We start from the raw sequence: 20,479 nt of genomic DNA on the forward strand, positions 1-20,479 counted from the left end.
CGGCTCAGCTCTTCACCAGCAGACCGCGGCTGCGCAGGACCCACCGCTCCAGCGGACTGAAGATCAGCAGGTCGATGGCGATGCCGACGAACAAAATGAGCAGGATGGCGAGGAAGACGGTCGCCATGTCGCTGTTGTTGCGGCCGTTCTCCAGGAGCTGGCCGAGGCCCACACCCAGGTCCGGGAAGGAAGCGATGATCTCCGCCGCCATCAGCGAGCGCCAGGAGAACGCCCAGCCCTGCTTCAGGCCCGCCAGATAGCCGGGAAGGGCGGCCGGCATGACGACGTGCCAGGTGCCGCGCAGGCCCGTCGCGCCCATCGTGCGGCCCGCGCGCAGGTACAGCGGCGGCACCTGGTCGATGCCGGACACCAGGCCGTTGGCGATCGAGGGGACCGCGCCGAGCAGGATCACCGCGTACATCATCGAGTTGTTCAGGCCCAGCCAGATCACGGCCGGCGGCACCCAGGCCACCGACGGCAGGGACTGCAGGCCCGACAGGATCGGGCCGATCGCCGCACGGATGAACTTCACGCGCGCCACCAGGAGACCCAGCGGGGTACCGATGGCGAGCGCCAGGACGAAGCCGGCCAGGCCGCGCGAGACGCTCGTCCAGATGTAGCCGAGCAGCTTGCCCTCCAGCCAGGCCTGCTCGATCTGGTCCCAGACGGCGCCCGGTGAGGGCAGCTTGCTCGGGTCGGTCACGATCTTGAACGAGACCAGCGCCTGCCACACCACGAGCACCAGCGCGATGGCGATGATCGGGGGCAGGATCTTCTGCACGAAGGTCTGCCGGAAGGGAGTGCGGCCCGTCTGGGTCGTCTCCAGGGCGTCGAGACCCGCCTCCAGACCGGAGAGGTCGTGCGTGTCCCGGGGGACCGCGTCGGTCTTGGTCTCAGTGCTGGCCATGACGGCGGATCTCCCCACGCAGTTCTTCGGTGATCTCGACGGACAGCTCCGCCACGGCGGCGTCCTCGATGCGGCGCGGCTGCGGGATCTCCACCGTCCACTCGCGCGCGATCCGCCCGGGACGGGAGGACAGGAGCACGACGCGCTCCGCGAGCCGTACCGCCTCGCGCACGTTGTGCGTGACGAACAGCACCGACACGTTCGTCTCGCGCCAGATACGGGTCAGCTCGTCGTGCAGCACATCCCGCGTGATGGCGTCGAGGGCAGCGAACGGCTCGTCCATCAGCAGCAGTTGACTGTCCTGCGCGAGTGCGCGGGCCAGCGCGACACGCTGCCGCATACCGCCGGACAGTTCGTGCACGCGCTTGCCGTACGCGCCCTTCAGGCGGACGAGTCCGAGCAGTTCCTCGGCCTTGTCGCGGCGCTCGTCCTTCGCGACACCCCGCAGACGCAGGGCGAGTTCGATGTTCTTGCCCGCGGTCAGCCACGGGAAGAGCGCGTGCTCCTGGAACATCAGGGCAGGGCGGCCGTTCGTCGAGATGCTGCCGGCGGACGGGGCGTCGAGCCCCGCCACCAGGTTCAGCAGCGTCGACTTGCCGCAGCCCGAGGCCCCCAGGAGGGTGACGAACTCGCCCGGTGCGACATCGAGGGTGATGTCGTCGAGGACCAGCTGCTGCCCGGCGGGCCCGGCGAAGGACTTCGAGACATGCTCGATACGGGCGGCATGCTTCACTGCTTCGGCGCCGTCGGCAGCCTTGGCGAGTGTGGTGGCCATGGTCGTCACCTCCTGGGAACTCATCGGGATCCGGGCTTACTTGGCGCCGAGACCGGCGTCGTCGACCGCGCTTTCGCCCTCGGCCTTGAGGACCTTGTTGAGCAGCGTCAGGTCGTAGATGCCGGCAAGGTCGGGCTTCTCCAGCAGACCCGCCTTCACCGCGTGCTCCGCCTCCGTGTTGAGGGTGGAGGCCAGCGGGTCGTTGATGAACTGGATGGACTTCCACGCCGGGTCGATCACATCCGCCGGAAGCTCCTTACCGGAGTCGATCTTGAGCTGCGCGTTCGCCGAGGCCTTCGCCTCGTCCGGGTTGGCGTTGATCCACTTGTTGGTCTCGACCGAACCCTTCAGCACGGCCTCGACGACGTCCGGGTGCTCCTTGAGGAACTTCTGCGACACGATGATGTTCGTGATCACGAACTTCTTGTCCGGCCACAGGTCCGCCTCGTCGAGCAGCACCTTGCCGCCTTCGGCGACCAGCTTGGACGCGGTCGGCTCCGGCACCCAGGCGCCGTCGATGGAGCCGTTCTTGTAGGCGTCCGGGGTCACCTTGTTGTCCGTGCGGACGACGGACACATCGCCCTTGCCGCTCTCCGCGTCGACCTTCCAGCCCTGGTCCGAGATCCAGTTGAGCAGCGCCACGTCCTGCGTGTTGCCGAGCTGCGGGGTGGCGATCTTCTTGCCCTTGACGTCCTTCAGGGACTTGATCTTGTCCGGGTTGACCACGAGCTTCACACCGCCGGAGGCCGAGCCGCCGATGATGCGCAGGTTCGTGCCCTTGGACTTGGTGTAGCCGTTGATGGACGGCGAGGGGCCGATCCAGCCGATGTCGATGGAGCCGGAGTTCAGCGCCTCGATCTCGGAGGGGCCGGCGTTGAAGACCGCGTACTTGGCCTTGGTGGCACCGAGCTCCTTCTGGAAGAAGCCCTTCTGGTTGCCCACCAGCGCGGTCGCGTGGGTGAGGTTGCCGAAGTAGCCGATCTTCACGGAGTCGAGACCGTCGATCTTCTCGGATCCGGCGGCGACCTTCGTGGTGCCCTCGTCCTTCGACTCGGAGCCGTAGCCGCAGGCGGCGAGGGTGAGGAGGGGGAGCGCGGCTATCGCCGCGACGGTGCGCCGAAAGGCGGATGAGCGGATGGCAGGCACGGGAGGGGTTCCTCTCGTTGGCCCGGCGGTCACGGGGTTCAGGTCGTGGCCGGGAAGTCGGCAGGTCTTCGTCGTGTCCGAGACGGCGGGTGGGGGGACCGGGCGCGCAAGCGGTGCGCGTACGTCATCGCGCACATCGCGCGACTCCGCCCTGCCCGCTGCCGAGGGCGCCGCTGCCGACGCGGCCGCCCTCCTTCGCGAACGTGGAGTAGAAGTCTCTGCCGAGATTCACGTCAGAAGTCCCAACCGTCGTCGTCGGTCTCGGACTTGACCGGCTCCGGCGAGGCGAACGACTCGCCGACCATGCCCGCGGTCAGCGTGGTGCCGTCGGCCGGGTCGATCAGGATGAACGCGCCGGTGCGCCGCGAGTCGGCGTACGAGTCGAGCGGCAGCGGTTCGGCGGTACGGATCTTCACGCGGCCGATGTCGTTGGCGACGAGCTGTCCGGGGTGCGGGTGCAGGGACAGGTCGTCGAGGGTCAGCCGGGACGGGATGTCCTTGACGATCGCCTTGACCGTGCGGGTGCCGTGCTTGAGCAGCACCCGGTGGCCGACGGTGAGCGGCTGGTCGGCGACGTGGCAGACGGTCGCCTCGACGTCCTGCGTGATCGGGGGAGCGTCCGTGGTCGGCACGATCAGGTCGCCGCGCGAGATGTCGACGTCGTCCTCCAGGAGGAGGGTCACCGACTGCGGGGTCCAGGCGACGTCGACCGACGTGCCCAGCAGATCGATCCCGGCGATCGTCGACGTACGCCCGGACGGCAGAACCGTGACCGGGGAGCCGACGCGGAAGGTTCCGGCCGCGATCTGACCCGCGTAGCCCCGGAAGTCCGGGTGCTCGGCGGTCTGCGGGCGGATCACGTACTGCACGGGCAGGCGGGCGTGGCAGCTCGTCAGGTCGTGGCTGACCGGGACCGTCTCCAGGTGCTCCAGGACCGTCGGACCGCCGTACCAGTCCATGTTCGCGGAGGGCTCCACCACGTTGTCGCCGGTGAGCGCCGAGATCGGGATCGCGGTGATCTCGGGGACGCCCAGTTCGGAGGCGTACGCCGTGAACTCCTCGGCGATCGCGGCGAAGACGGACTCCTTGAACTCGACGAGGTCCATCTTGTTGACGGCGAGGACGACGTGCGGGACGCGCAGGAGTGCGGCGACGGCGGCGTGCCGGCGGGTCTGCTCGATGACTCCGTTGCGGGCGTCCACCAGGACGACGGCCAGGTCGGCGGTGGAGGCGCCGGTGACCATGTTCCGCGTGTACTGCACGTGCCCGGGGGTGTCGGCGAGGATGAACCGGCGGCGCGCGGTCGCGAAGTAGCGGTAGGCGACGTCGATGGTGATGCCCTGCTCGCGCTCGGCGCGCAGGCCGTCCGTGAGCAGCGCCAGGTCCGGTGCTTCCTGGCCGCGGCTCTGCGAGACGCGTTCGACGGCCTCGAGCTGGTCGGTCAGGACCGACTTGGAGTCGTGCAGCAGGCGTCCGACGAGGGTGGACTTGCCGTCGTCGACGGACCCCGCGGTGGCGAAGCGCAGCAGGGTGGTCGCCGACAACTGCTCGACCGACAAGGGCTCGGTGGGTTCGGTGGTGCTGGTCATGGTTAGAAGTACCCCTCGCGCTTGCGGTCTTCCATCGCGGCCTCGGACATTTTGTCGTCGGCGCGGGTGGCGCCGCGTTCGGTGAGGCGGGAGGCGGCGATCTCGGTGATGACGGCTTCGAGTGTGGTGGCGTCGGAGTCGACGGCGCCGGTGCAGGACATGTCGCCGACGGTGCGGTAGCGGACCTGCCGCTTCTCGACGGTCTCGCCGTCCTTGGGGCCGCCCCACTCACCCGCGGTGAGCCACATGTTGGACCGCTTGAAGACCTCACGCTCGTGCGCGAAGTAGATCTCGGGCAGCTCGATCCCTTCGCGGGCGATGTACTGCCAGACGTCGAGTTCGGTCCAGTTGGAGAGAGGGAAGACGCGGACGTGTTCGCCGGGTGCATGGCGGCCGTTGTAGAGCTGCCAGAGTTCGGGGCGCTGGCGGCGGGGGTCCCACTGGGAGAACTCGTCGCGGAGGGAGAAGACGCGTTCCTTGGCGCGGGCTTTTTCCTCGTCGCGGCGTCCGCCGCCGAAGACGGCGTCGAAGCGTTCGGACTGGATCTTCTCCGTCAGCGGCACGGTCTGCAGCGGGTTGCGGGTGCCGTCGGGGCGTTCGCGGAGCAGGCCGCGGTCGATGTAGTCCTGGACGGAGGCGACGTGGAGGCGAAGGCCGTGTTCGGCGACGACGCGGTCGCGGTATTCCAGGACTTCGGGGAAGTTGTGTCCGGTGTCGACGTGCAGGAGCGTGAAGGGGATCGCGGCGGGTGCGAAGGCCTTCAGGGCGAGGTGCAGCATGACGATGGAGTCCTTGCCGCCGGAGAAGAGGATCACCGGCCGCTCGAACTCACCCGCCACCTCGCGGAAGATGTGCACCGCCTCGGACTCCAGAGCATCCAGGTGGGACAGCGCGTACGGGCTGCCGGTCTCCTGGGAGACAGTCACGACGGTCGTCATGCGAGACCCCTCTCGGTGAGCAGCGCATGCAGCGCGGCCGCGGACTCCTGCACGGACTGGGTGTGCGACTCGATGCGCAGATCGGGCGACTCGGGCGCCTCGTAGGGGTCGTCGACCCCGGTCAGCCCCGAGATCTCGCCCGCGGCCTGCTTGGCGTACAGGCCCTTCACATCGCGCTCGCTGCACACCTCGACCGGTGTCGCGACATGCACTTCGATGTACGCTGCCCCGCTGACCCGGTGACGCTTGCGCACCGCCTCGCGGCTGTCGGCGTACGGCGCGATCACCGGGACCAGGGCCTTCACGCCGTTGCGGGCGAGCAGGTCGGCGACGTAGCCGATGCGCTGCACGTTCGTGTGCCGGTCTTCGCGGCTGAAGCCGAGGCCCGCCGTCAGGAACGTGCGGATCTCGTCGCCGTCGAGCACCTCGACGCGGTGGCCCTCCTCGCGCAGTCGCCCGGCCAGTTCGTACGCGATGGTGGTCTTGCCGGCACTCGGCAGACCCGTGAGCCAGACGGTGGCTCCGGTCGTCACTTGGTTCTCCTGGGAAATCTGGGGGTTCTCGGCGGTCGCGGTCGTACCGACGGTCTTCGTGGTCGCGGTCATCAGTGCAGCCCGCACTCGGTCTTCGAGCGTCCGGCCCAGCGGCCGGCGCGCGCGTCCTCGCCTTCGAGGACCTGGCGGGTGCAGGGCGCGCAGCCCACGGAGGCGTAATCGTCCATCAGCAGCGGGTTGGTGAGTACGCCGTGCTCTGCGACGTACGCCTCGACGTCGTCCTGCGTCCAGCGGGCGATCGGCGAGATCTTGACCTTGCGGCGCTTCTCGTCCCAGCCGACGACCGGGGTGTTCGCCCGGGTCGGGGACTCGTCGCGGCGCAGGCCCGTCGCCCAGGCGCTGTACCTGGTGAGCCCCTGCTCAAGGGGCTTCACCTTGCGCAGCGCGCAGCACAGGTCGGGGTTGCGGTCGTGCAGCTTGGGGCCGTACTCGGCGTCCTGCTCGGCGACCGTCTGGCGCGGGGTGAGCGTGATGACGTTGACGTCCATCACCGCCTCGACGGCGTCCCGGGTGCCGATGGTCTCCGGGAAGTGGTAGCCGGTGTCGAGGAAGACGACATCCACGCCGGGGAGGGCGCGGGAGGCGAGGTGGGCGACCACCGCGTCCTCCATGGAGGAGGTCACACAGAACTTCTTGCCGAAGGTGGCGACCGCCCACTGGAGGATCTCCAGGGCGGACGCGTCCTCGAGATCGCGCCCCGCCTGCTCGGCGAGACTCTTCAAGTCCTCGTCCGTACGCTCTTCCTGAATCGTCGTCATATCTCTGCCCCTCCACCGTCTTCTCGCTTGAGCCCCCGGGACAGCAACCCGAGGAACTTCAGCTGAAAGGCTCGATTGCACGCCGCGCATTCCCACGCGCCGTGTCCCTCCTCACTCGGACGAAGGTCTTCGTCACCGCAGTAGGGGCAGTAGAAGGGGGCGGCTCGCTCGCTCATGACAGGGACTCCTCGGAGGCGCGGGTCGCCCAGACGGCGAATCGCTCGCCGTCCTCGCGCTCCTCCTGGAAACGCTTGAGGACGCGCTCGACATAGTCGGGCAGCTCCTCCGAAGTGACCTTCAGGCCACGGACCTTGCGGCCGAAACCGGCCTCCAGACCGAGCGCTCCGCCCAGGTGCACCTGGAAGCCCTCGACCTGGTTGCCCTCGTCGTCCAGGACCAGCTGGCCCTTGAGACCGATGTCCGCGACCTGGATCCGGGCGCAGGCGTTCGGGCAGCCGTTGATGTTGATGGTGATCGGCTCTTCGAACTCGGGGATGCGGCGCTCGAGTTCGTCGATCAGGGAAGCACCGCGCGCCTTGGTCTCGACGATCGCGAGCTTGCAGTACTCGATGCCGGTGCAGGCCATCGTGCCGCGCCGGAAGGAGGAGGGCTTGACGGTCAGGTCGAGCGCCTCAAGACCCTCCACCAGCGAGTCGACCTGCTCCTGCGCCACGTCGAGGACGATCATCTTCTGCTCGACGGTGGTACGCAGGCGGCCGGAGCCGTGCGCGGCGGCCAGCTCGGCGATCTTCGTGAGCGTGGTGCCGTCCACCCGGCCCACGCGCGGCGCGAAGCCGACGTAGAAGCGGCCGTCCTTCTGCCGGTGCACACCGACGTGGTCGCGCCAGCGGGCGACGGGCTGGTCGGGCGCCGGGCCGTCGACCAGCTTCCGCTTGAGGTACTCGTCCTCCAGGATCTGGCGGAACTTCTCGATACCCCAGTCGGCGACCAGGAACTTCAGGCGGGCGCGGGTGCGCAGCCGCCGGTAGCCGTAGTCGCGGAAGATCGAGATGACGCCCTCGTAGACGTCCGGGACCTCGTCCAGCGGGACCCAGGCGCCGAGGCGCTGGCCGAGCTTCGGGTTGGTGGAGAGGCCGCCGCCGACCCAGACGTCGAAGCCGGGGCCGTGTTCGGGGTGGTTCACGCCGACGAAGGAGATGTCGTTGATCTCGTGCGCCACGTCGAGCAGCGGCGAGCCGGAGATCGCCGACTTGAACTTGCGGGGCAGGTTCGAGAAGTCCTTGTTGCCGATGATCCGGCGGTGGATCGCGTCGATCGCGGGCGTGCCGTCGATGATCTCGTCCTCGGCGATGCCGGCGACGGGCGAGCCGAGGATGACGCGGGGCGTGTCACCGCAGGCCTCGGTCGTGGAAAGCCCGACGGCTTCGAGGCGCTCCCAGATCTCCGGGACGTCCTCGATACGGATCCAGTGGTACTGCACGTTCTGCCGGTCGGTGAGGTCGGCGGTGCCGCGCGCGAACTCCTGCGAGATCTCGCCGATGACACGGAGCTGCTCGGTGGTCAGCCGCCCGCCGTCGATGCGCACCCGCAGCATGAAGTACTTGTCGTCCAGCTCCTCCGGCTCCAGGATCGCGGTCTTGCCGCCGTCGATCCCGGGCTTGCGCTGGGTGTACAGGCCCCACCAGCGCATCCGGCCGCGCAGGTCGTTGGGGTCGATCGAGTCGAAGCCGCGCTTGGAGTAGATCGTCTCAATGCGTGTCCGCACGTTGAGACCGTCGTCGTCCTTCTTGAACTGTTCGTTGCCGTTGAGCGGGGTGAAGTGACCCACGGCCCACTGACCCTCACCGCGGTGACGGCTCACCTTGCGGCGGGGCGCTGCGGCGGGATTCTGCGGGGTGGCGGCCATGGTTGATACGTCCTTCGGGACTGCGGGACAGGAAGGAGAGCGGCTCACACCTGCGGAAACGGGCGCACGCATAAGTGCGTGCGCCTCATCGCGCAGGGGAGGTAAACGGGGAAATGCCGGCCGTGCCGGGGCTGTCAGCCCGTCGGACAGATGGCGCTGGACATGCGGCCGAGGTCGACGTGCCGCCGACTCACCAAGGCAATCCCAGTTCCAGACATGACGGAAGCGTGTCATGGGGGTCTCAGGACAGTCCACCGTCATCCACCATGTGGACACCCTTGTCCCGGATCGTGAGACGAGGGTGTTGTCGGTCACATGACCGGGCCCTTCGCCGGGCCGCGGCGCGGCGACGAGCCCGTACGCCGCAGGCCAGCCGCGTGTCAGACGGCCCGAGCTCCCGGCCAGGGGCCGGGTGCGGCCACCTCCGGCTCCTCCTCCACCTTGGTGTCGAAGAGCTTGAAGCCGCGCCGCAGGTAGTTGTCCATCGCATGCTCCCCGTCCTTGCTGCATGTATGCAGCCAGACCCGCTTCGTCTCCGTCCGCCCGGACCCGCGCTCGGCCAGGTCCCAGGCCCGCGCCACACCGTGACTGAGGAGGTGCCCGCCGATCCGGCGCCCCCGGAAGGCGGGTATCAGGCCGAAGTAGGCGATCTCCACGACACCGTCGTCCTGGGGGTCGAGCTCGACGTACCCGGCGGGCGTCCCCCGGTCGTATGCGACCCAGGTCTCCACGCCCGGCCGGTCCAGGTACTCCTGCCACCGCTCGTACGACCAGGCGAGCCGGTCGGTCCAGCGGATGTCGCCGCCGACCGAGGCGTACAGGAAGCGGCTGAACTCGGGGGAGGGGACCTCGGCGCGGACGATCCGGACGTCCCCGTCGGGGGCGATCGCGGGGAGCAGGTCGGTCGCGGCCGTCTGCTCCAGGGACCAGGTGGTCACAGTGACGTTGCTCATGCCGGTCAGGGAATCACGGGGGCGCCTATTCGAGCGAACCGTCGACCGAGGACAGCGGAACCGCGTAGAGCACGCGCCCGGAGGCGGTGTCGGCGGCCACCGTCCCGGTCAGCGTCCAGAGCTCACCCGTCTCCTGCCAGTACGAGAGCGACGAGGTGTGCAGGCCCCAGCAGGCGTACGACTGGTCCGTGGTGCATGTGGCCGCCTTGGCTCCGCTGTCCGTCTGCCGCCAGAGGGTGCCGTTCCTGCCGTTGTCGGCCGGTGTCTGGGCGACGTACCACTCGGGCTCGTCACCGCCGTCCGGTGTGTGCGAGAGCACACCCGACACTCCGGCGGCCTTGGTCTCGTAGGCCTCGTCCACGTCGACACGGCCCTTGGAGTCGGCGGCGAGCAGTCCCGTTCGGTCGGACGCGGTGCTGTAGGGGTACCGCCAGACGCGGGTGCGGTCGCTGCCGCCGGGGACGGACGACTCGGTCGCCACCAGGCTGTCCGGGCTCGAGGTGCGGTCCAGCGAGAGCGAACCGAAGCAGGGGACGGCGTGGTCGTCGACCGGGCTGCACGCGCCGCCGGTCAGGTCGTAGGAGCCGATGGCCGGCATCACGTACTGGTAGCCGTCCGCCGAGTAGCCGCCGCTCACCTTGCCGATCGCTGCGCTGTTCACATCGGTCTCGAGGATGCGGCGCAGGTCGAAGGCGAGCAGGGCGGTCCCGTTGCGGGCGGTGACGATCAGCTTGTCCTGGTACCAGACCATGCCGCCCAGGCGGGAGCGGACCGCCTCGAAGTCCTTGCCGCCGTCCTGGGGCGCGACGAGCAGGGCGTAGCGGTACGTGAGGGCGTCCGGGTCGGTCGCGTCGATGAAGGCGATCCGGGCGAGGCCCTCGTCACTTGTCGGCTCGCCCGCCCGGGAGTCGTCGGCGGCCTGCTGGTCCTCGTGCGTCCAGCCGGCCAGGATCACCCGGCGGTCGACCCAGGTGGCGTCCTCGTAGGCGTCCCCGGAGGTCGTGACGGACTGCGGCAGCCACTGCCGGGCCTTCGCGTCTGCGCTGTCCCAGCAGTACGCGCGCGTGGCCGTCGGCTCGACGGGCAGCGCCGCGCGCTCCGAGTCGTCGCAGTCGCCCTCGTTCCGCATCAAGTGGTCGGCGCTGTCGAGGATGCCGGCGACACCGACGTTGCCGCCCATCCGCCGGGTGAGCGTGTCGAGCGTGCCCTCGGAGACCAGCTTCTCCTGGAGGCCGAGCTTTCCGGCCACCGACGAGGAGGTGAGCGGGGCCAGTGCGCCGGGGTTTCCGCTCCCCGTGGCCTGGGAGGTGCTGATCAGGGTGGCTGCCGCGGTGAGAGCGAGGGCGGTTCCGGCCAGCGTGGCGCGCAGCGCCTGACCCCTCCTACGACGACGGTGCCTGCCGCGCTGCCTCATGCGTCCTCCCGACGTAGGCCAACTGCCTCTCACAATCCGTGCGTTGACGGAGAGGCGGGTGGGGTGGCCTGTCAAGGGATGCTACGGCAGAGACCCACGGGCCAGGTCAAATACCCCGGAAGACACTGGTGAAAACTTACGAAAACTGACGAAATGTATATGCGGTGAGGGTTCGGAGGTGCGGGCGGAGGCGCCGAACGGGCGGCCCCGCTCACTGGCGTCCCTCATGCCTCCCGCTCACGCGGGCCCCCACCACCGCGGGTGCCGTCGACTGCGGCAGCAGGTCGACCGGGTCGTCCGGGAGGATCACCTCGACCTCCACCTCCTCGCGGAAGCGGTAGGGGCGGTGGTCGAGGAGGCCGGTGAACCGGCGGCGGAGCCGGGACAGTTCGGCGCGCACCGTGACCGTACGGGTCGGGTCGCCGAAGAGGTCGAGGGCGAGTTCGGCCGCGCTGCGTCCCCGGCGGTGGAGGGCCAGCACGTAGAGCAGTTCGGCGTGGCGTGGGCTCAGGTCCTGGGCCCAACTGCCCGCCGCGCCCGCGACGGTGGCGGACGGCCGGCGGGGTTCACCGAGGTCGAGGACCACCCGGCTCGCGCACCCCGAGGTGTCGGCCTCGGTGACCCGGAGCAGCCAGCCGCCGGGCAACGGCTCGGCGACGCAGGTTCCGAGGGGCGGCAGCCAGTACCGGCCCGCGCCGAAGGAGTTGGGCAGCGGGACCCGGTCGATGGGCGGCATCCCGGTGACGGCCGCGAGCCAGCCGTGGGTGTCCACGACCAGCGCCCTGCCGCCCAGCCGGCACAGGATGGGCGCGGCCACCGCGCGCAGCCGTTCGATCGACCCCAGATGCCGGGTGCGCAGCTCGCTTTCGGCCAGCCGGGACACCGAGTCGACCAGCGCGAGCGTGGCCGGATGGAAGGTGCTGTCGGGCCCGCTCACGTCGATGATGCCGAGGAGCCGCCCGTCGCGCGGGTCGTGCACCGGCGCCGCGGCGCAGGTCCAGTTGTGCAGGGTGCGTACGAAGTGCTCGGCCGAGTGCACCTGGACGGCGGCCCCGGCGGTCAGCGCGGTGCCGATCGCGTTGGTGCCCGTCGTGTCCTCGCTCCAGGCGGCACCCTCCTCCAGGCAGATGGTGTCGGCCCGGCGCAGCACGCCCGCATTGCCCTCGCGCCACAGCACCCGGCCCTCCGCGTCCGTGACCACCATGATCTGCAGGGAGGCGTCGGCCACCGAGCCGAGGCCGCCGCTGAGGACCGGCATCACGTCGGCGAGCGCGGTCGAGGTGCGGCGGTGCTCGATCTCCTCGGCCTGCAACAGGACGCTGCCCGTGCCCTGTTCGGGTTGTACGCCGAAACGTTTCACTCTTTGCCATGACTGTCCGATCACGGGACGGGGCGCGATCGGGGAGCGGTCGCCTCTGAGCGTCGCGGCCCAGGTTTCCTGCAGACGCCGGGCAGATTCGGACGCGTCCAAGGGAGCGAAACGGGCAGGGTTGAACGATGTGGTCTTCACTGGGCACTCCCGAAACCAGTACCGCGTACAAGCTGTGACGCCGCCGTCATCCCACATCGTGCCTGCTCTCGGCCTCGGACGCCGGATGTTCGCGCAAGGTACACAAAGGAATGCAACGGTCTGCAACTCTCGCCAACGGTCATAAGGTTCCTAGAAAATGACAATGACGTCGCCCGTGCGGCGTCGTGCTCCTTGAACGGGGCCTGAAAGCGGGGGTGGTGCCGTGTCGGCGCAGCACCACCCCCGTATCAGCGCGGCGAACCTCGTATTCGAGGACCGTCCCCGCGGGAGCGGGTCAGGAAACCGGCCGCCGAGCCGTTCAGGAAACCGGCCGTGCCCGCTCCACCACCGTGGCCAGATCCAGACTGTGCGGCAGCGTCCCGAAGGCCGAACCCCAGTCGCCGCCCAGGCGTGAGGCGCAGAACGCGTCGGCGACCTCTGGCGGCGCGTACCGGACGAGCAGTGAACCCTGGAGCACCAGTGCGATCCGCTCGACGAGACGGCGGGCGCGGCCCTCGATGCCTTCCAGGTCGGCGAGTTCGGTCAGCAGGTTCTTGATCGCCCCGTCCAGTCGGTGGTCGGCGCCCCGCGCCCGCCCCACCTCCCGCAGATACGCGTCGAGCGCCCCCGGCTCCCGCTGGAGCGCCCGCAGTACGTCCAGCGCCTGGACGTTGCCCGCGCCCTCCCACACCGAGTTGAGCGGCGACTCGCGCAGCAGTCTCGGCATGCCGGACTCCTCGACGTACCCGTTGCCGCCCAGGCACTCGAGCGCTTCGACCGCCACCGGCGTACACCGCTTGGTCACCCAGTACTTGGCGGCCGGCACCGCGAGCCGCAGGAACGCCAGCTCCTGCTCGCTCCCGTCGTCGTACGCGGCGGCGAGCCGCAGCGCGAGCGTCGTCGCGGCCTCCGACTCCAGGGCCAGATCCGCGAGTACGTTCCTCATCAGCGGCTTGTCGATGAGCTTGCCGCCGAACGCCTCGCGGTAGGTGCTGTGGTGGACGGCCTGCGCGACGGCCTGCCGCATCAGCGAGGCCGAGCCGAGCACGCAGTCGAGCCGGGTCGCGGCGACCATCTCGATGATGGTGCGCACCCCGCGCCCCTCGTCCCCGACCCGGCGCGCCCAGGTCCCGTCGAACTCGACCTCGCTCGACGCGTTGGACCTGTTGCCGAGCTTGTCCTTGAGCCGCTGGATGCGGAACACGTTGTGTGTGCCGTCCGCCAGGACGCGCGGCACCAGGAAGCAGGTCAGCCCGTCGGGGGCCTGCGCGAGGACCAGGAATCCGTCCGACATCGGCGCCGAGCAGAACCACTTGTGGCCCGTGAGCTCGTACGTCCCGTCCTCGGCGAGCGGCCGTGCCTCGGTCGTGTTGGCGCGTACGTCGCTGCCGCCCTGCTTCTCCGTCATGCCCATCCCGAAGAGCGCACCGGCCTTCTGGGCGGCGGGCCGCAACTCCTGGTCGTAGACGGTGGAGGTGAGCCGCGGCTCCCACTCGGCGGCGAGCGCCGGGTCGGTGCGCAGCGCGGGCACCGCCGCGTGGGTCATCGACAGGGGGCAGCCGTTGCCGGCCTCGACCTGCGTCCAGACCACGAAACCGGCGGCGCGCCGCACATGCCCGCCGGGCCGCGACCAGGCCGACGTCAGCCCGGCCGACACCCCCTTGCCGAGGAGCCGGTGCCAGGACGGATGGAACTCGACCTCGTCGATCCGGTTGCCGTAGCGGTCATGGGTGCGGAGCTTGGGCGGGTTCTCGTTGGCCAGCACGCCCCACTCCTGTACCTGGGCGGAACCGGACGTGCGGCCGAGCGCCGTGAGCTCGTCGCGCGCCTCGTCGAGGAGAGCTGGTTCGAGGTGCCGTTCGACCGCCTCCACGAGGGCCCGGTCGGCGGCAAAGACGTCATATCCGACCAGGGGTGGAGGCTGGTTGGTCACTGTGTGGGTGGTGGCTGGCATACGGATACGGTAAGGACGTGCACCAGGCAAAAGAAACACCTGAACGGCCTCCCTCGGGTCGTCTTCACCGCGCTCGCGCGCTGTACCGGAACGTGTCGAAGCGCAGGACCGCCTGGCTGCTGCTCAAGGACACGGTCAACTCGTGCATGGAGTACCGGATCCTGGGTCTTGCAGCGGAGGCGGCGTTCTTCACGCTGCTCTCCGTGCCGCCGCTGCTGCTGAGCATGATCGGCCTGCTCGGCTATGTGGACGCATGGACCGGCGCCGACACGATCGCCAGCCTGGAGACCAACATCCTGGAGGCGGCCCGCACGGTCCTGTCCGACAAGGGTGTGCACGACATCGCCGAGCCGATCCTCCACGACGTGACGAAGGGCGGCCGCCCCGACATCATCTCGCTCGGCTTTCTGTTCGCCCTGTGGTCGGGCTCGCGCGCGGTGAACGTCTTCATCGACACCATCACCGTGATGTACGGCCTCGACGGCACCCGCGGGATCGTGAAGACCCGCATCGTGTCGTTCCTGCTCTTCATCGTGGCGCTGCTGATCGGGTCGATCGCGCTGCCGCTGATGGTGGCGGGACCGGACGCGGTGGTGAACATCGTGCCGTGGTCGGAGACGGTCGTGCAGATCCTGTACTGGCCGGTCGTCATCGTCCTGGGGGTCGTGTTCCTGACGACCCTGTACCACGTGTCAGTGCCGGTGCGGTCCCCGTGGGTGGAGGACGTGCCGGGTGCCCTGGTGGCCCTCGGCATGTGGGTCCTCGGCAGCCTCCTGCTCCGTATCTACCTGACCAACACGGTCGAGGGCCCGACGATCTACGGCTCGCTCGCCGCGCCCGTCGCCGTCCTCCTGTGGATTGGCGTGTCCGCGTTCGCGGTCCTGGTCGGCGCCGCCGTGAACGCCGCCATCGACCGCGTCTGGCCGGCCGCCGCCACGGCGGCGGCTCGCGCCAACAACGAACGCCTGCGCGAGGCCCAGGTCGCCGAGTACGTCGCCCGCGTCGCCGCGTCCCGCTCGTACGACGCCGAGTTCGACGACTCCGACGACCCGGACATGCCCTCCGAGTTCCCGGAGCGCTGGTCCCGCTTCCTCCCGCCGGAGGACGTGACCTCCCGGCTGCGGACGCATGTGAAGAGCACGCACCACCCGCAGCACAAGAACGGGGACGTGCCGCCGTCGGGCGAATGACACCGCCGGGCGGGCTCAGGCCTTCCAGACTCCGGCCGCCGTGTTCTCCCGTACGAAGTCGGTGAAGTCCCGCGGCTCGCGCCCCAGGACCTGCTGGACGCCGTCCGAGAGGTGGGCGTTGTGGCCGTCGAGGAGGTCCTCGAAGACCTCGACGAGGAGGTCGACCTCCTGCTGCGGCACCCCGAACCCGGCCAGGGTGTCCCCGTACTGTCGCGCGGTCACCGGGATGTACGCCAGCTCGCTGCCGGTCGCCGCAGAGATCTCGGCGACCGCCTCGCGGAAGGACAGCAGCCGGGCCCCGGAGACGGTGATGTCCTGCCCGACGTACCGGTCGCCCGAGGTCAGCGTGGCCACCACGACGTCCGCGATGTCCCGTACGTCGATGAAGGGCTCCTGCACCTCACCGGCCGGGAACACCAGCTCCCCGTGGAGCATCCCCTCCACCAGCGGACCTTCGCTGAAGTTCTGCGCGAACCAGGCCGCTCGTACGATCGTCCAGTCCGCGCCCGACGTCCTGAGGGCCTCCTCGGTCGCGAGCGCCCGCTCCTCGCCCCGCGCGGACAGCAGCACCAGCCGCCGTACGCCGAGTGAGACCGCCTCCCGGGCGATGGCGCCGACGGCCTCGGTGGCCTCCGGGGAGCCGACGTCCGTGGGGTAGGCGAGATACGCCGCGTCGGCGCCGCGCAGGGCGTCCGCCCAGGTCGAGCGGTCCGCCCAGTCGAAGCGGGTGCCCTGGGAGCGGGACCCGGCCCGCACCGTGAACCCGGCCGCCCGCGCGGCCTCCGCGACCCGGCTGCCGGTGCGTCCGGTGGCCCCGGTGACCAGTACCGTCATGTCATTCGCACGTGCCGTGTTTTCCGTCATACGGCCAGTGAACTTCCGTGCGCCGCAAGGAACCATCGCTGAACCGCTCATTCCCATATGTGCGCGTCTACGCTGGCCCCATGGACGCTCTCGCAGGCCTGCTGGAGGGCCCACGCGCCCGTGGCGCCTTCATGATCCGTGCGTGCTTCGACCCGCCCTGGGGCATCCGCGTCGAGGACCGCGCCCCCCTGACGATCATGCTCCTGGTCCGCGGTGACGCGTGGGTCACGGCGGACGGGGGAGAGCGGGTGCGGCTGGGCGCGGGCGACGTCGCCATAGCGCGCGGCCCGGACCCGTACACCGTGGCCGACGCCCCGGGGACGGTCCCGCAGGCGGTGATCCTGCCGGGCGGTGAGTGCAGCTATCCCGACGGGCGCTCCATGAAGGGCCACTGGGACCTCGGCGTACGCAGCTGGGGCGACCGGCTCGACGGTTCGGCGGTGATGCTGATCGGGACGTACATGATGCAGGGCGAGATCAGCGGCAGGCTGCTCGACGCGCTGCCGCCGCTCCTCACACTGACCGCCGACATGTGGGAGTGCGCGCTCACCGACATCCTCGCCGAGGAGATCGTCCGCGACGAACCCGGCCAGGAGGTCGTCCTCGACCGGCTGCTCGACCTGCTGGTCATCGCCGCGCTGCGGTCCTGGTTCTCCCGCCCCGAGGCCGAGGCACCCGCCTGGTACCAGGCCCTCGCCGATCCCGTCGTGGGCCGGGTGCTCCGGCTCGTCCAGGACGACCCGGCCCACCCGTGGACGGTCGCGACCCTCGCCTCCAAGGCCGGCGTCTCGCGCGCGGCCCTCGCCCGCCGCTTCAGCGAACTCGTCGGCGAGCCCCCGATGACGTACCTGACCGGCTGGCGCCTCGCCCTCGCGGCGGACCGGCTGCGCGACACCGAGGACACCATCGGCGCGATCGCCCGCCAGGTCGGCTACGGCAGCTCGTTCGCGCTGTCCAGCGCCTTCAAGCGGGTGTACGGGGTCAGTCCGCAGGAGCATCGGACGCGGGCGGCGTAGCGTGTCGTACGTGTACGCGGAGAGGGCGTCCCGGCTGCCGGGTGCCGTGGTGTGGACGAACACCCCGGCCGCCTCCGGTGCGCGGCCCGTGCTGCCCGACGGGTGCATGGACCTGCTGTGGACCGAGGGGCGGCTGCTGGTCGCCGGGCCGGACACGCGCGCGTACGTCCCGGAGGGGGCCCTTGGCGGCTGGGCGGGCGTCCGTTTCTTTCCCGGCACCGCTCCTGCGTTCCTCGGCGTACCCGCCCACGAACTCCGTGATCAACGCGTGGAGTTGGCCGACCTCTGGCCCGCTTCGGAGGTACGACACCTCACCGCGCGGGTCGACTCGGCCGCCGACCCCGTGAGCGCGCTCGAAGAGGTCGCGCTGGAACGGGCGGCCGACGCGGAACCCTCCGACCCGCTGCTGCGGGAGGTCGTGTCGGCCTTGGAGACGGGCCGCCCCGTCGCCGCCGTCGCGGACGAACTCGGTCTGGGCGCACGCCAGTTGCACCGCCGCTCACTGGCCGCGTTCGGATACGGGCCCAAGACGCTCGCCCGCGTACTGCGGCTCCAACGGGCACTTGCCCTCGCACGCGACGGGGTGCCCTTCGCGGAGACGGCGGTCCGGGCGGGGTTCGCGGATCAGGCCCATCTCGCGAGGGACGTAAGGGAGTTGGCGGGGATGACGCTGAGGGAGCTGCTCGGGCGCCCCTAGTGTCGACGGCCTACTTGGCTTCCGGCAGTCGTGCGAACAGGTCCACGCCGTTGCCGTCCGGGTCCTGGACGACCGCGTACCGCATGCCCCAGAAGGCGTCCCACGGCTTGAGTTCGCCCTCATGGCCGGCGCCGACCAGGGTGTCGTACGCGGAGTCGACCTCGGCCGGACTGTCGCAGAGGAAGGCGAGCGAGACCCGGCCGCCGCCGGCCGGGGGTCGCCAACCGGCGTGGAAGGACCTGATCGTCTCCTCGGTGTCGAGTGCGAGGCGCAGCCCGCCGGGCAGTTCGGCCTCGACGTGCGGCTGATCCTCGGAGCCCTCGGGGAAGACGAGCCCGAGGCGACGGTAGAAGGCCAGGGAGGCGGCCATGTCGGAGACGACGAGGCCGATCACATCGAATCGTGGAGTCATGCGGCCACGGTAGGCAGGGCGTCGGCGGCCGGTCTTGAACGAATCGGACACGGTCCGGGCCCGGGACCTTGCGGGGCTCGCCGCTCGGCTGTACACGGAAGAAAGGCCCGTATACGGTGAAAGCGGACGGATCTGCTCCGCGTCCGCGGGGGAGAGGGGAACGACATGGCCCACGTGACCACCGCGCTGAGCGACTACCCCAAGAGTCCGGTCACCTTGGAGACGGAGTACGACCCGGCCCTGTCCCGCTGGCTGTGGCTGGTCAAATGGCTGCTCGCGATTCCGCACTACGTCGCCCTGGTCTTCCTCTGGATCGCCTTCCTGGTCGTCACCGTGATCGCCTTCTTCGCGATCCTGATCACCGGCGGCTATCCGCGCGCGCTGTTCGACTTCAACGTCGGTGTGCTGCGCTGGACTTGGCGGGTGGCGTACTACGGGTACGGCTCGCTCGGCACCGACCGCTATCCGCCCTTCACGCTGGCGGACGTGCCCGACTATCCCGCGCACCTGGACGTGGCCCACGCCGAACAGCTCTCCCGTGGCCTCGTTCTCGTCAAGTGGTGGCTCCTGGTGCTGCCGCAGCTGTTCGTGGCCGCCGTCTTCGCGGGCGGCTTCCGCTTCGCGGGCGGACTGGCGGGCCTGCTGGCCCTCTACGCGGGTGTCTCGCTGCTGTTCACCGGCCGCTATCCGCGCGGCATGTACGACCTCAACATCGGGCTGCACCGCTGGGTGGTCCGCGTCATGGCGTACGCGGCACTGCTGACGGACGTCTATCCGCCGTACCGGCTGGATCAGGGGCCGAGCGAACCGTGACGCGCGGAAGGCCTGCGTGACTCGCCGTCACTCGTAGGTCAAGGCGCCGGTCTCGTCCATCGTCGGGTGGATCTTCGTGGGGCCGTACTCGTCGACGTCCGAGGGGCGCGGGGATTCCGGGCCGGCGGGGCCCGTACGGAGCACGCGTTCCACGCGGCAGATCCGGAAGACGCGGTCGTCGACGCGGAACTCGTCGGCGCGGCCGAGCGCACGGTACTCCTCGGCCGCCTTCGCGTACCTGGCTTTCTTGGCGTCGTCGAACCGGTACAGCAGCGCCCACATCTCGGCCATGCCGTCGTAGAACATGCGCCGTGCGTCGTGCGGGGTGGCCATGAGGGCGCCGCTCGGCCGCCAGCCGTGTTCGCCGCGCTCGGCCAGGCTGAAGCCGGTGGGCAGCAGGACGACGTTCGGATGGGTGGCCACCGCCCGCCCGGAGTCCGCGCGTACGTCGGCGGGGAAGCGGGAGCCCGTGTACGCGAAGTCCCGCAGCCCCAGTTTCAGCGCGCCCGCCGCCGGGCCGTCCGCGTGGTCGGGGTCGAGGGCGAAACCGACGTCCGGGGAGGGTGTGTCGCGCACCTGCCGCTGCCACGACCGCTCCACCGGCTCCGGGTCGGTGGGCCGGGGCGGCTCCAGGCCGTCGTCCCCGACGCGGGCGAACTCGTCCCCGCGCACCACCCGGTAGCGCACCCCGCAGGCCTCCACCTCGTCGGCCGGATCCCGCTCCAGGACCGCCACGGCCGCCAGCAGTTCCCGCCGTACGGCCGGGTCGTCGGTGTCGTCCTTCGCGGTGAACCACAGATGCGAGTTCAGCCCGTCCCGGGCCATCTGCGGCATGCCGTCCACCACCGGCTTCAGCAGGCGCCACCCCGGCCCCGCCGCCGGGTCCTGCACCGCGACCCCGAACACCGGCCCGCGCAGGGCGAGATGGGGATAACGCCGGGAGGCCTCCATCGCGTCGGCCTCACGCACCCAGGCGGCGGGGTCGTCGCGGTGGAGCAACTCCTCATGGAGTGCCTGGATCTGTCGCTGCCAGTCGTCGGACATGCACGCATTGTTGCGGAGTCGGTGTGTGTGCCGGGGTCGATCCGACTCAACAACCGGTGTTGTTGGCCGCGTTGACGC

At 70.1% G+C, this 20,479-nt stretch carries 21 protein-coding genes; 4 read left to right on the forward strand and 17 right to left on the reverse strand.

Features of this window, described 5'->3' with window-relative positions; all coding sequences use genetic code 11:
• Positions 1–4: 4 nt before the first annotated feature.
• The 14 genes from OG219_RS37025 to OG219_RS37085 form a co-directional block, all read right to left on the reverse strand.
• Positions 5–907: an ABC transporter permease gene (locus OG219_RS37025; protein WP_266834028.1), complete on the reverse strand. Its 903-nt coding sequence runs from the start codon at positions 905–907 to the stop codon at positions 5–7.
• Entirely contained in the window at positions 894–1,682 is a 789-nt protein-coding gene (locus tag OG219_RS37030) for an ABC transporter ATP-binding protein (protein ID WP_266834030.1), read from the reverse strand. The genes OG219_RS37025 and OG219_RS37030 overlap by 14 nt, the downstream gene beginning before the upstream one ends.
• 36 nt (positions 1,683–1,718) lie before the next feature.
• Positions 1,719–2,828 (reverse strand): aliphatic sulfonate ABC transporter substrate-binding protein, encoded by a 1,110-nt coding sequence (locus OG219_RS37035; RefSeq protein ID WP_266834032.1) that lies wholly within the window; start codon positions 2,826–2,828, stop codon positions 1,719–1,721.
• 233 nt (positions 2,829–3,061) lie between these two features.
• Positions 3,062–4,417 (reverse strand): sulfate adenylyltransferase subunit 1, encoded by a 1,356-nt coding sequence (locus tag OG219_RS37040; RefSeq protein WP_266834034.1) that lies wholly within the window; start codon positions 4,415–4,417, stop codon positions 3,062–3,064.
• Positions 4,418–4,419: 2 nt separating this feature from the next.
• On the reverse strand, positions 4,420–5,355 hold the full coding sequence (cysD, locus tag OG219_RS37045) for a sulfate adenylyltransferase subunit CysD (protein ID WP_266834036.1): 936 nt from the start codon (positions 5,353–5,355) through the stop codon (positions 4,420–4,422).
• Positions 5,352–5,888, reverse strand: coding sequence for an adenylyl-sulfate kinase (cysC, locus tag OG219_RS37050; protein ID WP_323183366.1), 537 nt, complete (start codon positions 5,886–5,888; stop codon positions 5,352–5,354). Before cysC ends, cysD begins: the two co-directional genes overlap by 4 nt.
• 71 nt (positions 5,889–5,959) lie before the next feature.
• Positions 5,960–6,667: a phosphoadenylyl-sulfate reductase gene (locus OG219_RS37055; RefSeq protein WP_266834040.1), complete on the reverse strand. Its 708-nt coding sequence runs from the start codon at positions 6,665–6,667 to the stop codon at positions 5,960–5,962.
• Positions 6,664–6,843 carry a hypothetical protein gene (locus tag OG219_RS37060; protein ID WP_266834042.1) on the reverse strand — a complete coding sequence of 60 codons (180 nt, stop codon included), beginning with the start codon at positions 6,841–6,843 and terminating at the stop codon, positions 6,664–6,666. Before OG219_RS37060 ends, OG219_RS37055 begins: the two co-directional genes overlap by 4 nt.
• The gene (locus tag OG219_RS37065; RefSeq protein WP_266834044.1) at positions 6,840–8,534 is read right to left on the reverse strand and encodes a nitrite/sulfite reductase; all 1,695 of its coding nucleotides are present in this window, start codon (positions 8,532–8,534) and stop codon (positions 6,840–6,842) included. Before OG219_RS37065 ends, OG219_RS37060 begins: the two co-directional genes overlap by 4 nt.
• 134 nt (positions 8,535–8,668) lie before the next feature.
• Complete coding sequence (locus tag OG219_RS48295; RefSeq protein ID WP_353962415.1) at positions 8,669–8,752, reverse strand: putative leader peptide; 84 nt, start codon at positions 8,750–8,752, stop codon at positions 8,669–8,671.
• A gap of 162 nt (positions 8,753–8,914) precedes the next feature.
• The gene (locus tag OG219_RS37070) at positions 8,915–9,487 is read right to left on the reverse strand and encodes a GNAT family N-acetyltransferase (RefSeq protein ID WP_266834046.1); all 573 of its coding nucleotides are present in this window, start codon (positions 9,485–9,487) and stop codon (positions 8,915–8,917) included.
• Between the two features lie 25 nt (positions 9,488–9,512).
• Positions 9,513–10,901, reverse strand: a complete 1,389-nt coding sequence (locus OG219_RS37075) for a hypothetical protein (protein WP_266834048.1) — start codon at positions 10,899–10,901, stop codon at positions 9,513–9,515.
• 211 nt (positions 10,902–11,112) lie between these two features.
• Positions 11,113–12,468, reverse strand: coding sequence for a helix-turn-helix domain-containing protein (locus OG219_RS37080; RefSeq protein ID WP_266834050.1), 1,356 nt, complete (start codon positions 12,466–12,468; stop codon positions 11,113–11,115).
• A gap of 262 nt (positions 12,469–12,730) precedes the next feature.
• A complete protein-coding gene (locus OG219_RS37085; protein WP_266834052.1) occupies positions 12,731–14,365 on the reverse strand; it encodes an acyl-CoA dehydrogenase family protein in 1,635 nt (544 codons plus the stop codon).
• Between the two features lie 17 nt (positions 14,366–14,382).
• Between OG219_RS37085 and OG219_RS37090 the strand changes: the two genes are divergently transcribed.
• A complete protein-coding gene (locus OG219_RS37090) occupies positions 14,383–15,555 on the forward strand; it encodes a YihY/virulence factor BrkB family protein (RefSeq protein ID WP_266834054.1) in 1,173 nt (390 codons plus the stop codon).
• 15 nt (positions 15,556–15,570) lie between these two features.
• Here OG219_RS37090 and OG219_RS37095 read toward each other — a convergent pair whose 3' ends face one another.
• Positions 15,571–16,419 (reverse strand): NAD(P)H-binding protein, encoded by an 849-nt coding sequence (locus OG219_RS37095; protein WP_266834056.1) that lies wholly within the window; start codon positions 16,417–16,419, stop codon positions 15,571–15,573.
• A gap of 80 nt (positions 16,420–16,499) precedes the next feature.
• Here OG219_RS37095 and OG219_RS37100 point away from each other — a divergent pair, with 80 nt between their 5' ends.
• Positions 16,500–17,435 carry an AraC family transcriptional regulator gene (locus OG219_RS37100; protein ID WP_266834058.1) on the forward strand — a complete coding sequence of 312 codons (936 nt, stop codon included), beginning with the start codon at positions 16,500–16,502 and terminating at the stop codon, positions 17,433–17,435.
• Between the two features lie 10 nt (positions 17,436–17,445).
• On the forward strand, positions 17,446–18,132 hold the full coding sequence (locus tag OG219_RS37105; protein ID WP_266834060.1) for a helix-turn-helix transcriptional regulator: 687 nt from the start codon (positions 17,446–17,448) through the stop codon (positions 18,130–18,132).
• Between the two features lie 10 nt (positions 18,133–18,142).
• Here OG219_RS37105 and OG219_RS37110 read toward each other — a convergent pair whose 3' ends face one another.
• Positions 18,143–18,544: a VOC family protein gene (locus tag OG219_RS37110; RefSeq protein WP_266834062.1), complete on the reverse strand. Its 402-nt coding sequence runs from the start codon at positions 18,542–18,544 to the stop codon at positions 18,143–18,145.
• 165 nt (positions 18,545–18,709) lie between these two features.
• Here OG219_RS37110 and OG219_RS37115 point away from each other — a divergent pair, with 165 nt between their 5' ends.
• A complete protein-coding gene (locus tag OG219_RS37115; RefSeq protein ID WP_266834064.1) occupies positions 18,710–19,357 on the forward strand; it encodes a DUF4389 domain-containing protein in 648 nt (215 codons plus the stop codon).
• A gap of 27 nt (positions 19,358–19,384) precedes the next feature.
• Here the strand turns inward: OG219_RS37115 and OG219_RS37120 are convergent, their stop codons facing one another.
• Positions 19,385–20,401, reverse strand: a complete 1,017-nt coding sequence (locus OG219_RS37120) for a DUF5954 family protein (protein WP_266834066.1) — start codon at positions 20,399–20,401, stop codon at positions 19,385–19,387.
• Positions 20,402–20,479 lie beyond the last annotated feature (78 nt).

It is taken from the genome of Streptomyces sp. NBC_00038 (assembly GCF_026343635.1).
Taxonomy (GTDB): Bacteria; Actinomycetota; Actinomycetes; order Streptomycetales; family Streptomycetaceae; genus Streptomyces.